The organism is Hymenobacter piscis (assembly GCF_018760735.1).
GTDB lineage: Bacteria > Bacteroidota > Bacteroidia > Cytophagales > Hymenobacteraceae > Hymenobacter > Hymenobacter piscis.
Genome location: NZ_JAHHZN010000008.1, coordinates 62766 through 77336 on the forward strand (window position 1 = coordinate 62766; position 14571 = coordinate 77336).

Here is a 14571-nt window from a genome sequence, read left to right on the forward strand (position 1 = left end):
TCCTGCTCGCTCACCAACCCCTGATTCTCGGAAAGCCTGGTGTTGCAGCATCAGGCTTTTTTGTACCCGCCCCGGCCGGTGGCGTTACTTTTTGGCGGTTCCGCCCGTACACGTAGGCCTGCCCGACGACGTGCGCCGGGCCCCGGTCAACCCCTTGCCTTATGCCCAAGAAATCCTTTTCCGAACTCATCAGCAGCCCCGGCATGCCCGTGCTGGTCGATTTTTACGCCGACTGGTGCGGCCCCTGCAAAACTATGGCGCCCATTCTGGAGCAGGTCGCCCAGCAGCACCAGGGTAAGCTTAAAGTCATCAAGATTGACGTGGACAAGAACCAGGCAGTGGCCCAGCAGTTCCGGGTCCAGAGCATCCCCACGCTGATTTTGTTCCACAAGGGCCAGCCTGTGTGGCGGCAGGCCGGCGTGGTGCCCGCCGCCCAGATCAGCCAAGTAGTGCAGGGCGTGGGCCAGTAGCGGCAAAATCCGGCACCGGGGCAACTTTTCGGGCCCTGGCCGCTTTCCTTCGGGGGAGCGAGGTTCCCCGGGGCCGCCGTACCTTTGCGGGGCCCCATACGGCTGGATTAAATGACGCTACGGTTCTTATTGCTTGGTTTCTTTATCGGGTTCTGCACGCTGCTGCCCCCGGCCGCGCAGGCCCAGGTACGCCACACGCTCAGCGGCCTGGTGCGAGCCACCGGCACGGCCGAAACCCTGCCCGGGGCCACCGTGGCCGTGCCCGCCCTGGGCCTGGGAGCCACCGCCGACGCCCAGGGGGCCTATTCGCTGACCCTGCCCGCCGGCCGCCACCAGGTGGTGGTGTCCTTTATCGGCTACCAAACCCAGACCCGGGAGCTGAACCTGACCCGCGACCAGCGCCAGAATTTTCAGCTGGCCGACGCCGGCAACCAGCTTGGCGAGGTGGTGGTGCAGGGCAGCGGCACGCTGGAGCAGAAACTCCAGACTACCCAAATGAGCGTGGAGCGCCTCACGGCCAAGGAGGCCAAGCTGCTGCCGGCCCTGTTCGGGGAAGTGGACATTCTCAAAACCCTCCAGCTCAAGCCCGGCGTGCAGAACGGCGGCGAAGGCACCAGCGGCCTGTTCGTGCGCGGCGGCTCGGCCGATCAGAACCTGGTGCTGCTCGACGATGCGCTGGTGTACAACCCCAGCCATTTGTTCGGGCTGTTTTCGGTCTTCAACCCCGATGCGGTGCAGTCGGTGGACTTGTACAAGGGTGGGTTCCCGGCCCAGTACGGCGGCCGGCTCTCCTCGGTGGTGGATGTGAAGCTGCGGCCGGGCAACCCCGAGAAGTTCACGACCAGCGGCGGCATCGGCCTGATTTCGTCCCGCCTGACGGTGGAAGGGCCCATCAAGAAAGGCAAGGGTGCGTTTCTGGTTTCGGGCCGCCGCACGTACTTCGACATCTTCACCCGCCAGATCAACAAGCTCACCGAGGACGACCCCGACTCCAACCCCATCCCCGACTACTACTTCTACGACCTCAACGCCAAGGCCAACTACAAGCTCGGCGACCGGGACGAACTGTTCCTTTCGGGCTACCTGGGCAACGACGTGTTCGGGTTTAACTCCCCCAACGGCTTCAACTTCGATTTCAGCTGGGGCAACAAGGTGGCGGCGCTGCGCTGGAGCCATCAGTTCAACCAGCGCCTGTTTCTGAACACCACCACCTCCTACACCGGCTATAAGTACAGCATCAGCAACCGTCTCGACCAGTTCGCCTTCAATCTGTCCTCGGATATCCGCGACTTCACCCTGCGCTCCGACCTCGACTACCGGCCCAACGACCGGCACACGCTGCGCTTCGGGGCCACGGCCACGGCTCACCGCTTCGGCACGGGCCGCCTGCGGGCCGGCTCCGAGGACGGCCGTCTGAATCTGGGCTCCGACATTACGTACGACGGTCAGGAAGCCGCCCTGTACGCCTCCGACATCTACAAACCCTCCGACAAGTGGCAGTTTGAGTACGGGCTGCGGGCCTCGGGCTTCCGCTCGGGCCAGGATCAGTATGGCGGCCTGGAGCCCCGGGCGGCGGCGCGCTACTCGCTCACGCCCAACGTCTCGCTCAAGGGCAGCTACGCGCTCATGTATCAGTACGTGCACTTGGTCACCAACTCCGGGGCTTCGCTGCCCACCGACATCTGGTATCCCTCGCGCCAGTCGGTGCTGCCGCAGCGCAGCCAGCAGGTGGCGGCGGGCGTGAGCTGGCTGCTCGGCGACGGGCGCTACCTGCTCACCAACGAGGTGTACTACAAGTGGGCCCAGCGCCAGATCGACTTCAAGGACGGCGCCCAGTTGTTCGTGAATCCCGACCTCGACTCGGAATTCCTCTTCGGCAAGGGCTGGGCCTACGGCGACGAAATTTACCTGGAGAAAAAGCAGGGCCGCACCACCGGCTGGATCGGCTACACCCTTTCCTGGACCAAGCGGCGGTTTCCGCCCCAGCGTGGCACCTCGGGCATCAACAACGGCGACACCTTCTTCCCCACCTACGACCGGCGCCACAACCTGACGGTGGTGGCGCTGCACAGCCTCTCCGACCGGGTGAAGCTCACCGGCTCGTTCGTGTACAGCTCGGGCCAGGCCACCACCCTGCCCCTGGGCCGCTTTCTGTTTCAGGACGTGTACGGGGCCGATGCCGCCGCCGTGCCCATCTACCCCCAGCGCAATACCTACCGCCTCGCCCCCTACCACCGCCTCGATGTGGGCGTGGTCTGGCAGCTGCGGCCCAACCGCTGGATTCCCGAGTCTGACCTGACCTTCAGCGTGTACAACACCTACAGCCGCCGCAACCCCTACTTCGTGTACTTCGACCAGGTGAAAGACCCCGAAACGGACCAGGTAACCAGCTTCCGGGCCCGGCAGGTGTCTTTGTTTCCGATTATTCCGTCGGTGACCTACAACTTCAAATTTTAAGCGCGGATTATGCGGATTCCTCTCATTTCGCGGATTTTGGATACGTGGCCGGTCCGCCTGAGCGGGCGGGCGGCCCGGCTGGCGGCGGCCGGCACGTTGCTGGCCGGCTGCGGGCTGCAGCAGGATATTGACGTGGTGCTGCCCGCCTACCCGCCCCAGCTGGTGGTGGAAGCCTACCTCGAAGACGGCCAGGTGCCGCGCCTGACCGTGACCGAATCGGTGGAATACCTGGCTACGCCTACGCCCCAGGTGCCCACCGACGTGACGGCCACCCTGCTGCTGCCCGACGGCCAGCGCCAGACGCTGCGCTTCGCCCCCGGCCTGGATGCGCGCACCGGCAAAGCCTACACCCACCTGGGCACCCAGGCCCTCACGATCCGGGCGGGCGAAACCTTCGGCCTCGACCTCACCGATAGCCAGGGCCGCCGCGTCACCGGCACGGCCACCGCGCCCCAGCCCGTGCCCATCGATACGGTGGAGTGGAAGTTCAACGACCGGCCCGAGGAGCAGCGCGAGGCCTACCTGCTCACCCGCTTCCGGGACCCGGCCGCCACCACCGACTACTACCGCCTCCAGATTCACCGCGACAGTATTTCCCGGGAACCGGAGGTGGAATACACCGTGGAAGACCGCCTCAACAACGGCTCTGAGTTCTCCCTGGGCACCAGCTACCGCTTCGACCCCAATGACACCCTGCTCGTCACGCTCTACCACCTCGACCGGGCCTATTTCCAGTTTCTGCAGTCGGTGGAGGATGCGCGTAACGCCAACGGCAACCCCTTCGGGCAGCCCGCCGGCATCAGGAGCACCGTTACGGGCGGGCTGGGCGTGTTTACGGTCCTCGTCTATGACCGGCGCCGGGTGATTGTGCGCTAGTCGCACCGCGCCAGCCAGCGGGCGGCGTGCAACCTTTCCCGGCCAGCTGGTATCCTGGCGGCAGTATTCATCCTATTTCCATTCCGTATGCCCCGCTTACGCTTTCTATTTCCCGTTATGCTGCTCACGCTCGGCGCAGCCACCAGTTGTTCCCAGGACAAGGAAGACCCTACTCCGACTACGACGGATGGCTCTATCCTGAAAGCCCAGCTGGTGCAGAAGTGGCAACTGGATGAAATTTACCTGAATGGTACCCTCTCCGCCAGCGGAACCAGTATCAAGGACCGCTACATCATCCAGTTCAAAGCCGACGACACCTACACCCAGACTCTGCTCAGCGACGGCACTGCCTTCAAGGGCACCTGGAAGCTGGAGCCGGGCACCGCCACGGTGCTGCACCTGACCGATCATAAGGGCGATGCCCAGGATTATGTTATCGGGGCTTCTTCTGTTCGGGAGCTGCGCTACGCCCGGGTGAACAAGGAGGGCAAAACGGAGGAATTGCGCTTCAGCAGTACGCTGTAAAACCTCTTGCTTTCCCAAACCGAAGGCCGCCGCAGAATCTGCGGCGGCCTTCGGTTTTTCCGGCGTACTATTCGCTTCCTAGAGCTTGGCCAGCACCGTTTTGATGATGGCCGTCAGGCGGGGTTCGGCCACGGCGGCGGTGCGCAGGATATCAGCAATGTTGACCTTTTTGAGCTTGCCGGGGGCGCACAGGTCCGTGATGACGGAAATGGCCAGCACCGGCAGGCCCATGTGCACGGCGGCAATAACTTCGGGCACCGTGCTCATGCCCACGGCATCGGCCCCGATGGTGCGCAGGTAGCGGTACTCGGCGGGGGTTTCGAGCATGGGGCCGGGCAGGGAGGCGTACACGCCGCGGCGGATGTATTCATCCAGGTTCAGGTCGCGGGCGGCTTCCTCGGCCAGGCTGAGCAGGCGCAGGTCGTAGGGCTCCAGCATGTCGGGGAAGCGCAGGCCCAGCTCGTCGAGGTTCCGGCCGATGAGCGGGTTGGTGGGCTGGAGGTTGATGTGGTCCTCGAGCAGCATCAGATCCGCGTAGTCGTAGTCGGGGTGGAGGCCGCCGCTGGCATTGCTCACGAACAGGTTCTGGATGCCCAGCAGCTTCATGACCCGCACCGGAAATACCACCTGCTCCATCGAGTAGCCCTCGTAGTAGTGGAAACGGCCGCGCATCACGAGCACCTTCTTACCCGCCAGCGTGCCCGCCAGCAGCTCCCCGGCGTGGCTCTCCACCGTCGAAACCGGAAAGTGCGGGATGTCGGCATAGCTGAAGCGGTGCTCAATTTCCACGTCCTCCACCAGCGCGCCCAGGCCGGTGCCGAGGATGATGCCCGCTTCGGGCCGGAAATCTTGGAGGGTTTGCTTGAGGTAGGCGGTGGCTTCGTGGAGTTGTTGCATTATCGGTTTTGGTGGGTGGTTATTGGTTTTTGGCTGATTACCGTACGGAAAGGTCTGAAAAAAGAACCGTATGACTTCCGCCACTGGTTCGAACGGGTGAGAATCGGGCCTGTCCGGCCGCAATTCTCATCAAAAGCTCTGACATGGTACCTTTAGGCCCGCCGCGGCCCTGCTGCGGGACTTCCGCGTGTTCTCTGCCCGCCCGCTTTATGGCCCTCCCCTCCTTGTCTGCCACCTCATTTCAGAGTTCACCCGTTACGTATCTAAAGCTTACCTATGAGAAGCGCCCCCTGATAGTGCGGGCCCTGGCCGTAGTGGCGCTGTACGGGCTGTACTTTCTGCTGGGTGGTGGCCTTACCGGCCAGCGGATGCCTTACGACGCAGGTGAATACTGGGAACTGGCTACTTCCTTCAGAGGCCCTGACCGGCAATTCTCTCTGCTCACTTACCATTATGCTATGCGCGGGTACTGCGCGGCACTGGTGCAGTTTCCGGCGTTGGTCGTGCGGCTGCTAACCAACAGCTCCATGCCCGTGGCTGCCAAAACAGCGGGTATTGGTTGGGCCGTGCTGTTAATGGCCTGGCTATTGCCCGCCTTGTGGCAAAGTATAAAGCCGGGACGCCTGGACGGGCGCCGGTGGCTGGTATTCCTGCTGTTGAGCTTCGCCTTTTGGCGCGACCATTTCAGCTTTTCGCTTACCGATGTGCCAGCCCTGACCCTGCTGCTACTAGCGCTATGGAGTCTGAGCCGATCTGCTGTCGTGTGGTGGTTGGTAGCGGGTCTGAGCCTGGCAGCGGCGTTCAACAGCCGGCCTGTTTACCTGGCCTCTGTGGTACCGGCCCTGGGGCTGGCCGTGTGGTGGAGCAGTCAGCATCCTTCCCGGCAGCGGGTTGGGCGCTGGGTAGCGCTGTTACTTGGCCTGGCCCTGGTGATGAGCCCGCAGCTGCGGATCAACCAGCTTCACTTTCAGCGCAACACCCCATTCGTGCTGGCTCGTATCGATCCGAAGGTGGATGCCTATCTATACCTTCAGCAGCTTACCTGGGGCACGCGTATTCTGCGCTATGATACCAGCCTGGAGCACCGGCTCTTCTATGCTGATCCGGCGGGCGTTGCCTTGCTGCGGGCGAAAGGAATCGGGCAGTATGCGTCGTATGCCGAATATCTTGGCGTGGTGGCGCGGCACCCGCTGAACTTTGCCTTCCGATACCTGCGGCACCTCTTCAATGGCCTCGATGTTCAGCAGCCCGCGCCCTATTTGCTACGAAGCTACGGCTGGGAAACGCCATGGGTGCAACTACTGAACTACTCGGCACTGGGTATTGCGCTGGGCTTAATCCTCCTCACCCCGCCCCGCCGCTGGCTTACGCTGCCCCGGGCACTCCTGCTGCTGGCCATTCTGATACCTTGCCTGGCCAGCGTACCCACCGCCATTGAAGTCCGGTTTCTGCTGCCTTTGCACCTGCTGCTGCTCTGGCTCACGGCCTTCTGCTTTTCGCCCTCCCGATGCCGGCTTGCGCTGGCTGCCAGTCCCAGGCAGGCGCTAGTCATGCTCCTGGCAGCAGTAGTATGGCTGGGAGGATGTTTCTGGCTGTCGGCGGCTACTTTCCGGAACCTGGCCCCCGACACCGGCGAACTGCTGGCCCTTTATGCACCGCCGTACCTGCCGGCTGTCTGCTCTACGCCCCCCCGCTCCGGGGCCGGCAATGCGGCCTGCTGCAGGTCGGAAGCCATACGGACTGGGTGGATCAGAGCCCCGCAGAGTCAGGGCCTAATTGGGGTTGAAGGGCCGGCAGCAACTACAAGCGGGTGCTCCGGGCAGAATTTCTCGCCCGGAACACCCGCTTAAAATCAGCCCGTTACTTTACTGCACGTTCAGCTCGTAGGGCAGGCGGGCCTGGGCACCCTTCATTTCCGAGAGCTTCTTGTACTGCTCGAACAGGGGGTAGAGCGGGCCCATCTCCGATTTCACGAGGCGCAGGCGGGCTTCCTCGTTGAAGGAGCTGAACAGGTTTTCGGCGAAGGATTTCTGGCGGGGCAGCTTCTGGAGGCGGTAGTCGCCTTGCTGAAGCTTGGCGCGGCGGGCGGCAATGCGCACGGCGTCATCCAGGGAGCCCAGCACGTCCACCAGGCCGCGGGCCTTGGCTTCGGTGCCCGACCACACCCGGCCCGAGGCGAAGCGGCGCAACCGCTCCACCGGCATGTTGCGGCCGGCCGCGGCCTTGGTGGTGAAGTCGGCGTAGATGCGGTTGATTTCCTGCTGGAATTGCTGCTGCTCGAAGGGCGTGAGGGCCCGCGTGATGGTGGGAAAATCGGAGAACTTACCGGTAGTCACGCGGTCGGTGGTGATGCCGATTTTGTCGCTCAGGAAGGGCGCAATGTTAGGCAGCACCCCGAACACCCCGATGGAGCCCGTGATGGTGGTCGGGTGGGCCACAATCGTGTCGCAGCCCATGGCGATGAAGTAGCCGCCCGAGGCCGCCACGTCCGACATGCTGGCGATGATGGGCTTCACTTTCTTGGTCAGCATTACCTCGCGGTAGATGATGTCGGAGGCCAGGGAGGAGCCGCCGGGCGAGTTCACGCGCAGCACTACGGCCTTCACCTTGTCGTCGAGACGGGCCTTGCGGATGGCTTCGGCGAAGCGGGTGCTGCCGATGCTCTCGTTGCCGCCCTTGCCCGTCACGATGTCGCCCTCGGCGTACACCACGGCAATGCGGTTGCTGCTTTCCTCCTCGTCATCGGCCGACTTGCTGTAGTCATCCAGGCTGATGAGGTTGAGTTTGGCGTCGCGCTTCACACCCAGCTTGCCCTTGATGTAGTCGGTAGCCTGATCGTAGTAGCCCAGGTCGGTGACCAGGCCCAGGCGCTTGGCGTCGTCGGCGTTGTGCACCAGCATGGAGTCGGAAATCACCTTGAGGCGGGCCGGGGCGATATTGCGGGCGGCGGCCACGTCGGCGAGCATGGCGTTGTTGAGCGAGTTGAGGAACGAGGACGTCTGCAACCGGGCCGAGTCGGACATGCTGGTGCGGAAGTAGGGCTCCACGGCGCTCTTGAACGAGCCCACCCGGAAAATCTGCACCTGCACGCCCAGCTTGTCGAACAGGTTTTTGTAGTACATCGGCTCCGAGCTCAGGCCGTTGAATTCGAGCGTGCCCTGGGGGTTGAGGTAGAGCTTATCGGCCACCGAGGCCAGGTAGTAGCTCTTTTCCGACTGGGCATCGGCGTAGCTCACGATGAACTTGCCGCTTTTCTTAAACTCCACCAGCTCCTGGCGCACTTCCTCCAGCGAGGCCATGCCACCCTGCACCAGCTCCAGGTTCAGGAAAATGCCCTTGATGTCGCCATCCGTTTTGGCGTGGCGGATGGCGGCTTTCAGCTCATCGAGCCCGATGCTGCTGGCCTGCCCGCCCACAAAACCCGATAGCGGATTGCTGAAGCCCCGCTCCCCGATGGGCTTATCGAGGGTGAGCTGCAGCACCGAATCCCGGGCCACGGTCACGTCTTTATCGGAAGAAGCCAGGCCTAGAATCAGGCCCACCAGCAGCACGGTGGCAATCAGGCCCAGCACCAGCACGCCGGTGATAGTGGCCAGCACATATTTTAAGAACTGTCTCATGATGAAAAGCAACTAGCAGGTTAGGTCCTGTAACAAATGTAGCGGCTTTCGGGCCCCGCCGCCGGGTATTCAACCAACGGGCTGTTTTCGGGCCGGAACGAGGTGGAGGAGCGAGGTGTAGGAGTGAGGAGTTAGGAGCACATAATTCCTGGCTCCTCCCTCCTATCTTCCAGCTCCTCACTCCTACATCCCGTACTTCTGGCCCCACAGGGCCCGCAGCCGTTCCCGGGCTTTGGCTTCGGCGGGGTTGTCGCCGGGGTGGTAGAGGGTGGTGCCGCTCAGGGGTTCGGGCAGGAACTCCTGGTAGGCGAAGCTACCGGGGTAATCGTGCGAATACTGGTACTGGCTGCCGTAGCCGAGCTCCTGCATGAGCTTGGTGGGGGCGTTGCGCAGCGGAATGGGCACCGGCTGCACACCCTGCTGGCGCACCAGCGCCCGGGCCGCCCGGATGGCTTTATAGCTGGCGTTGCTCTTGGGCGAAGTGGCCAGGTACACCACCGTCTGCCCCAGAACAATGTCCGATTCGGGCATGCCGATGACCGTGACGGCCTGGAAGCAGCTCTGGGCCAGGATGAGGGCGTTGGGGTTGGCCAGGCCCACGTCTTCGGAAGCCAGAATGAGCAGGCGACGGGCAATGAACTTGGCGTCCTCGCCGCCTTCGAGCATCACGGCCAGGTAGTAGAGGGCCGCGTTGGGGTCGGAGCCCCGGATGCTCTTGATGAAGGCCGAAATGACGTCGTAGTGCATCTCGCCGCCCTTGTCGTAGCGGGCCAGGTGCTGCTGGGCCAGCTGCTGCACGCCTTCGTCGGTGATGAGAATCTGGCCGGTTTGGGGGTCGGGGCGGCTGGCTTCCACCACGATTTCGAGCAGGTTGAGCAGCTTGCGGGCGTCGCCGCCCGAGATGGTGAGCAGGGCGCCGTAGTCCTGCATGTGCACGTTTTTAGTTCTGAGTACCTCGTCCTCGGCCAGGGCTTTGTCCACCAAGCTGGTGAGCACCTCCTTGCCCAGGGGCTCGAGCACGTACACCTGGGCGCGGCTGAGCACGGCCGGAATGACCTCAAACGAGGGGTTTTCGGTGGTAGCCCCGATGAGCGTGACCACGCCCTGCTCCACGGCCCCCAGCAACGCGTCCTGCTGGCTCTTGCTGAAGCGGTGAATCTCATCAATAAAGAGCACGGTGCCGCGCTGCTTGCGGGCCCGCTCTATCACTTCGCGCACGTCTTTCACGCCCGCATTCACGGCGCTCAGCGAGGCGAAGGGCTTGCCCAGCTCCTGGGCCAGCAGGTTGGCCAGGGTGGTTTTGCCCACGCCCGGCGGGCCCCATAAAATCAGGGAGGGCAGGCGGCCGGCATCGAGGTAGCGGCGCAGCACGCCTTCGGGGCCGATGAGGTGCTTCTGGCCGGCGTACTCCTGCAGGGTGCGGGGGCGCAGGCGCTCGGCCAGGGGGGCGTGGGCCCCGGGCCGGGCGGGTTGGGGGGCCGGGGTGGGGTCGGAATCGAACAGGGAACCAGTAGAAGACATAACGAGGATTTCAGGCCGCAAGCTACATGCTGTGGGCCGCCGGCCGCCGGTTGGGGGCGAACCGCCGCCGCAGGTGTAAGGCGAACTGGCTGTAACCCTTTCCGGCTTTTTTAGTTTCCATCTGCGCCACCTGCGGCCGGCAGCGCGTAGCTTGCGGTCTGAAACTCCCCTCATGAAGAATTCCGTCCGGGTCCACGCGGCCTTGTTTGTGGTCGCCCTGATTTACGCGGCCAACTACAGCATTTCCAAGGACGTGATGCCGCGCTACATGGGGCCCTTCGGGCTGGTGCTGCTGCGCATCGTGGGGGCGACGCTGTTTTTCACCGTCGCCAGCCGCCTGGCCGCGCCCCAGGACCGCATCACGGGCCGCGCCGACCAGCTCCGGGCCGTAGCCTGCGGGGTGCTGGGCATCGGCCTGAACCAGCTGCTGTTCTTCTCGGGCCTCAACCTGACTTCGCCCATCAACGCCTCCCTCATCCAGACCATTGCCCCGGTGGTCACGGTGCTGGCCTCGGCGGTGCTGCTGGGCGAAAAGCTCACGCTGCGCCGGGTGCTGGGCGTGGCCGTGGCCGGCCTGGGGGCGGCCAGTATCATTCTGAGCAAGGGCCCCGTGGCGGCCGGCGGCCAGGACGGGCTGCTGGGCAACGTCTATATCCTGCTCAACGCCACCGCCTTCGGGGTGTACCTGGTGCTCGTGATGCCGCTCATGCGCAAGTACCACCCGTTCACGGTGCTGGCCCGCATCTTCCTGGTGGGCGCCTGCCTGGCGGTGCCGGCCGGCTGGGAGCAGGTGCAGGCCCCCGATTACGCCAGCTTCCCGCCGGGTATCTGGGCGGCCATTGCCTACATGGTTATCTGCCTGACCATTCTGGCTTACCTGCTCAATAACTGGGCCCTCAAGTACGCCTCCCCCGCCCTGCTGGGCGCCTACATCTACCTCCAGCCGGCCCTGGCCGTGCTCATTGCCGTGAGCCTGGGCAAGGACCACCTCACCTGGGACCGGGCCTGGCAGGGCCTGCTGATTTTCATCGGCGTGTTCCTGGTCAGCCGCAAGCCCCGCCCCGCTCAGTTGGCCGCCGTGCCCCCGCTGGAGCCCGTGCAGGATTAGGCGGCGGCTGGCGCTCCTCCCCTCCTATTCCTTCTCCTTGTCGGCGGCTTCCTGGCGGCGGGCGTCGCGGATGCCGAGCAGGATGGCCACGAACGTGGAGAGCAGCGGCACGAAGAACCCGAACAGCAGCCAGGGCCAGAACCGCCGCCCGTACATGTGGGCAATATAAACGGTCATCACCGCCGACAGCAGGCAGACGGGCAGGGCGAAGAACAGGGTATCGAAGAGTTGCATAGCACGAAAGTAAGCCGCCTACTGATAAGCGGCCGGAATCTGGGCCAGCTGGGGCGGCAGCTGCCAGCCGGCGGGCCGCACGTTGGGGTAAAACCACTCGGTGCCCTGCTCCAGCCACTTGGCCCGAAACTGCCGGGCCGCCTCCGGGGTGGCGTCGTGGTAGCCGAATTCGGCCCCGCAGCAGGCGCACAGCGTGTGGTCGGGCGTGCGCCCATCCGCGCCCCACGGCGACTCGTCATAATCCAGGCCGCAAACGCGGCAAAACCAAAGGGACATAGGTGGTGAAGATTAAGAGGGATGAAAGCAGACGGCTTTATTTTACCTACGACTGAACATATAAGAGTGTCTTTGTTCAGGCCAGCTGTAACGGTCATTATCTAATGCGACACAGCCAAATCAAAGCGGAAATACCGAAATCGATGCAATACCTTTATTTTTTAATAATTTCCTCTAAAACAATCCTTGCTACATCTGTATTCACCAAGCAATCTGCCAATTGCATATCTTTGCAATTATCTTCTTTCATATTCAGAATAAAGACTAAACTACTTTTCTCGTTAGCAAAAATGAATGATCTAATATTTTTTGATTCATTCATTTCCACTATCAACTCTATCTGCCACTCTCCACCGAGCTTTCCATCACCCTCTATACGCTGTTTACGCATATTGCCATAACTTTCAACTATCTTTTCTATAATTGATCTATCATTCACTACAATCTGATGATCTATCAAACTATTATACCTATCTAACGGAATTATTTTAATGCGTTTGACATTTTTACTGCTAATATTTTTCAACATCAACAAGTCATCATCCAAGCGGTTATATCTCTTCACCGTATCTGCAATAAAATCTCTCATTAACACCAATATAATAACACATAAAACTAATGACAGTATTCTATTACTCATAAAATTAGCCACTAAAAAATTATCATCTTTAAAATTAGTCTGTTCTATTTTTCAGAGAAGCCGGAGTTGTAATTTTCTTGCATGCCCCTACCCAGGCACATTACCCCCGCACCTTACCGCGCTTGACCAGGTAAGCGTAGAGCACTTTATCGAATGGCTCGCGGATGTCTACTGGCACGAAGTCGATTTTGTACTGGCCGCAGCGCAGGGCCAGATCGTGCTCGTAGCGGCGCATGGCGGCTTGGTACTGCTCCCTCACCTGGCTGGGCTGGAGCTTGAGCGTCTGGCCGGTTTCGAGGTCTTCGAACAGGTAAGGGCGGTCCTGGAAGTTGAAATCGGCCTCGGTGGCGCGGTCCATCACGTGGAACAGCAGCACCTCGTGGTGCTGGTGGCGCAGGTGCTGGAGGGCAGCCAGGGTTTCGTCCTGCTCCTCGGGGGCCCGGCCCAGCATGTCGGAAAACAGGATAACTAACGAGCGTTTCGGGATTTGCTGGGCGATGGTGTGGATGACGCCCGCCACGTTGGTCTGGGCCCGGCCGGGCGCTGCGGGGCGCTCCAGCAGCTGTTGCAGGGTGAGCAGCAAAGTGTGGCGGTGGGTGCTGGTGGAGCGCACCGGCGTCTGCAATTCCACCTCGTTGGCGAAGGTAACCAGCCCCACCGCGTCGCGCTGCTTCTGTAGCAGCGTGGTGAGGGCCGCCGCGCACAGCACCGAGAACCGTAGCTTGTCGTGGTTCGGGGCGGGGTAGTACATGCTCGGGCTCACGTCGAGCAGCAGGTGGCAGCGCAGGTTGGTTTCCTCCTCGTAGCGCTTCACGAAGAGCTTGTCGGTGCGGGCGAATACCTTCCAGTCGAGGTGGCGGGTGCTTTCGCCGGGGTTGTAGAGGCGGTGCTCCGAGAATTCCACCGAGAAGCCGTGGTAGGGCGACTGGTGCAGGCCCGTGATAAAGCCTTCCACCAACTGACGGGCCAGAAACTCCAGGTTTCCGAAAGAACTGACGGCGGCAAGGTCAAGCGGTTGGGCCATGATGCGGGACAAAAAAGGGCGGACGGGCAAGATACAACGGAATCAAACGAGGGCCCGCCCCGGGCCCGACCGGGCCCAATCGTCACGTAACACCTTTTGCCCGACAAGGCAGGAAATCTAATCTTGATTTAATTCTATGAAGCGCCCAACGGTACGATTCATATGTAAACTGTGATTTTACGTGATTATGCACGATTTTTCGAAATTTCATCCCGGAAAAGGAAAAATCAGGCCTTAAAATTTTACTATCTGCCTGCTACTCCGTATTTTGCGCTGAACTTCAATCATCTTGGAATAACCAAACTTTACGCGAAAGGACTGTGGAAGACCGTCACGACCAGGAAGAGATTTACTCCCAGCGCATTAAAGCCGGTAAGCGCACGTATTTTTTTGACGTGAAAGCCACGCGCGGGCAGGACTATTATCTGACCATTACGGAGAGCAAACGTCGCCTGCGCGACGACGACACGTTCTCCTACGAGAAACACAAAATCTTCCTTTACAAGGAGGATTTCCTCAAGTTTGTGGATGCCCTCCAGGACGCCGTGGATTACGTGCGCGACGAGCTGCTCACGCCCGAGGAAGTAGCTGAGCTGGACCGCCCCCGCCCCGCCTACGACAGCGACCCACGCGACGGCAACTACAACCGCGCCGAGAACGGCAACGCCACCTACTAACCCCCTATTTCCCCTCGCCTAGCGAAACAAGCTTACTCTTTTTTATTGCTGATTGCCCAACAGCACAACGGCGCGCCCGGCTTCGGCTCTGGCGCGCCGTTGTGCTATTGGGCCGAGGGGTAGCGACGCATAGTTGCGTCTTGTCATTGAACAAAATCAGCCGCCCAGTGCGGACGATGAGACGCCCATATGCGTCGCTACATTATCCCGGATAAAACCGGTTCTTACTAAGATCATGCTCTGGAA

The 14571-nt window shown here is 61.7% G+C and carries 14 protein-coding genes; 7 read left to right on the forward strand and 7 right to left on the reverse strand.

The window, feature by feature from the left end; genetic code table 11:
• Positions 1-161: 161 nt before the first annotated feature.
• The 4 genes from trxA (at position 162) to KLP40_RS10550 (ending at position 4328) form a co-directional block, all read left to right on the forward strand.
• Positions 162-470, forward strand: a complete 309-nt coding sequence (gene trxA, locus KLP40_RS10535) for a thioredoxin (protein ID WP_215593740.1) — start codon at positions 162-164, stop codon at positions 468-470.
• Positions 471-581: 111 nt separating this feature from the next.
• A complete protein-coding gene (locus tag KLP40_RS10540) occupies positions 582-2927 on the forward strand; it encodes a TonB-dependent receptor (protein WP_215593741.1) in 2346 nt (781 codons plus the stop codon).
• A gap of 9 nt (positions 2928-2936) precedes the next feature.
• Positions 2937-3803, forward strand: a complete 867-nt coding sequence (locus KLP40_RS10545; RefSeq protein WP_215593742.1) for a DUF4249 domain-containing protein — start codon at positions 2937-2939, stop codon at positions 3801-3803.
• A 117-nt stretch (positions 3804-3920) separates the two neighbouring features.
• Positions 3921-4328, forward strand: a complete 408-nt coding sequence (locus KLP40_RS10550; RefSeq protein WP_215593743.1) for a hypothetical protein — start codon at positions 3921-3923, stop codon at positions 4326-4328.
• A gap of 78 nt (positions 4329-4406) precedes the next feature.
• Here KLP40_RS10550 and KLP40_RS10555 read toward each other — a convergent pair whose 3' ends face one another.
• A complete protein-coding gene (locus KLP40_RS10555) occupies positions 4407-5225 on the reverse strand; it encodes a purine-nucleoside phosphorylase (protein WP_215593744.1) in 819 nt (272 codons plus the stop codon).
• 209 nt (positions 5226-5434) lie between these two features.
• Here KLP40_RS10555 and KLP40_RS10560 point away from each other — a divergent pair, with 209 nt between their 5' ends.
• Positions 5435-7075 carry a hypothetical protein gene (locus tag KLP40_RS10560; RefSeq protein WP_215593745.1) on the forward strand — a complete coding sequence of 547 codons (1641 nt, stop codon included), beginning with the start codon at positions 5435-5437 and terminating at the stop codon, positions 7073-7075.
• 15 nt (positions 7076-7090) lie between these two features.
• Here the strand turns inward: KLP40_RS10560 and sppA are convergent, their stop codons facing one another.
• Together sppA and KLP40_RS10570 are read right to left on the reverse strand one after the other, a co-directional pair.
• Positions 7091-8845, reverse strand: coding sequence for a signal peptide peptidase SppA (gene sppA / locus KLP40_RS10565; RefSeq protein WP_215593746.1), 1755 nt, complete (start codon positions 8843-8845; stop codon positions 7091-7093).
• Between the two features lie 183 nt (positions 8846-9028).
• Positions 9029-10366, reverse strand: coding sequence for a replication-associated recombination protein A (locus KLP40_RS10570; protein ID WP_246558768.1), 1338 nt, complete (start codon positions 10364-10366; stop codon positions 9029-9031).
• 172 nt (positions 10367-10538) lie between these two features.
• Between KLP40_RS10570 and KLP40_RS10575 the strand changes: the two genes are divergently transcribed.
• Positions 10539-11474, forward strand: coding sequence for a DMT family transporter (locus KLP40_RS10575; protein WP_215593747.1), 936 nt, complete (start codon positions 10539-10541; stop codon positions 11472-11474).
• A gap of 24 nt (positions 11475-11498) precedes the next feature.
• On the opposite strand, the gene KLP40_RS10580 is transcribed toward KLP40_RS10575, so the two are convergent.
• The 4 genes from KLP40_RS10580 to KLP40_RS10595 all read right to left on the reverse strand — a co-directional run bounded on the left by KLP40_RS10580 (position 11499) and on the right by KLP40_RS10595 (position 13648).
• Positions 11499-11708: a hypothetical protein gene (locus KLP40_RS10580; RefSeq protein ID WP_215593748.1), complete on the reverse strand. Its 210-nt coding sequence runs from the start codon at positions 11706-11708 to the stop codon at positions 11499-11501.
• Positions 11709-11726: 18 nt separating this feature from the next.
• Entirely contained in the window at positions 11727-11984 is a 258-nt protein-coding gene (locus tag KLP40_RS10585; protein ID WP_215593749.1) for a hypothetical protein, read from the reverse strand.
• A gap of 154 nt (positions 11985-12138) precedes the next feature.
• Positions 12139-12573, reverse strand: coding sequence for a hypothetical protein (locus KLP40_RS10590; RefSeq protein WP_215593750.1), 435 nt, complete (start codon positions 12571-12573; stop codon positions 12139-12141).
• A 151-nt stretch (positions 12574-12724) separates the two neighbouring features.
• The gene (locus KLP40_RS10595; RefSeq protein ID WP_215593751.1) at positions 12725-13648 is read right to left on the reverse strand and encodes a DUF58 domain-containing protein; all 924 of its coding nucleotides are present in this window, start codon (positions 13646-13648) and stop codon (positions 12725-12727) included.
• A gap of 320 nt (positions 13649-13968) precedes the next feature.
• Here KLP40_RS10595 and KLP40_RS10600 point away from each other — a divergent pair, with 320 nt between their 5' ends.
• The gene (locus KLP40_RS10600) at positions 13969-14325 is read left to right on the forward strand and encodes a DUF3276 family protein (RefSeq protein ID WP_215593752.1); all 357 of its coding nucleotides are present in this window, start codon (positions 13969-13971) and stop codon (positions 14323-14325) included.
• The last annotated feature ends 246 nt before the right edge of the window (positions 14326-14571 follow it).

Excerpts from the sequence above, each read along its gene's own strand:
- trxA (WP_215593740.1), top strand. The coding sequence starts at position 162 with ATGCCCAAGAAATCCTTTTCCGAACTCATCAGCAGCCCCGGCATGCCC.
- KLP40_RS10540 (WP_215593741.1), top strand. The coding sequence starts at position 582 with ATGACGCTACGGTTCTTATTGCTTGGTTTCTTTATCGGGTTCTGCACG.
- KLP40_RS10545 (WP_215593742.1), top strand. The coding sequence starts at position 2,937 with ATGCGGATTCCTCTCATTTCGCGGATTTTGGATACGTGGCCGGTCCGC.
- KLP40_RS10550 (WP_215593743.1), top strand. The coding sequence starts at position 3,921 with ATGCTGCTCACGCTCGGCGCAGCCACCAGTTGTTCCCAGGACAAGGAA.
- KLP40_RS10555 (WP_215593744.1), bottom strand. The coding sequence starts at position 5,225 with ATGCAACAACTCCACGAAGCCACCGCCTACCTCAAGCAAACCCTCCAA.
- KLP40_RS10560 (WP_215593745.1), top strand. The coding sequence starts at position 5,435 with ATGGCCCTCCCCTCCTTGTCTGCCACCTCATTTCAGAGTTCACCCGTT.
- sppA (WP_215593746.1), bottom strand. The coding sequence starts at position 8,845 with ATGAGACAGTTCTTAAAATATGTGCTGGCCACTATCACCGGCGTGCTG.
- KLP40_RS10570 (WP_246558768.1), bottom strand. The coding sequence starts at position 10,366 with ATGTCTTCTACTGGTTCCCTGTTCGATTCCGACCCCACCCCGGCCCCC.
- KLP40_RS10575 (WP_215593747.1), top strand. The coding sequence starts at position 10,539 with ATGAAGAATTCCGTCCGGGTCCACGCGGCCTTGTTTGTGGTCGCCCTG.
- KLP40_RS10580 (WP_215593748.1), bottom strand. The coding sequence starts at position 11,708 with ATGCAACTCTTCGATACCCTGTTCTTCGCCCTGCCCGTCTGCCTGCTG.
- KLP40_RS10585 (WP_215593749.1), bottom strand. The coding sequence starts at position 11,984 with ATGTCCCTTTGGTTTTGCCGCGTTTGCGGCCTGGATTATGACGAGTCG.
- KLP40_RS10590 (WP_215593750.1), bottom strand. The coding sequence starts at position 12,573 with ATGAGAGATTTTATTGCAGATACGGTGAAGAGATATAACCGCTTGGAT.
- KLP40_RS10595 (WP_215593751.1), bottom strand. The coding sequence starts at position 13,648 with ATGGCCCAACCGCTTGACCTTGCCGCCGTCAGTTCTTTCGGAAACCTG.